The organism is Chryseobacterium sp. SIMBA_028 (assembly GCF_046535285.1).
Taxonomy (GTDB): Bacteria; Bacteroidota; Bacteroidia; order Flavobacteriales; family Weeksellaceae; genus Chryseobacterium.
Window position 1 is genome coordinate 1 of the sequence record NZ_JAWRWZ010000196.1, and the last position, 278, is coordinate 278.

Annotated in this window: 1 protein-coding gene; it reads right to left on the minus strand. The window is 29.5% G+C overall.

Translation table 11 applies throughout. The annotated features are described in order from the left end of the window. On the minus strand, positions 1-264 hold a 264-nt coding region (locus tag SCA31_RS23120), incomplete at its 3' end, for a hypothetical protein (RefSeq protein WP_410699370.1). Positions 265-278: the final 14 nt, after the last annotated feature.

Sequence of the window (278 nt, forward strand, 5' to 3'; positions counted from 1 at the left end):
TATTAAATCCATTCCGTCTATAGAAAAATCAGTTCCATAAAAAACAGAAAGTTCTAAATCTCCATTAACTTTGGATCTCCTCACTTCTCCAATCCCAGTGAATACAATATCCTGATTTTTGTTTTCTTTTTGATACTTTAAAATGTGATGAAATAACCCTAAATAAGCTGGACTATTATTTATGAATACTTCTTCAAACTTAACATGGATATTTGTTTTACCCTCTACCACAATGATATCAGCTATCGATTCTATTAATTTCACACTCTTTACTTTTC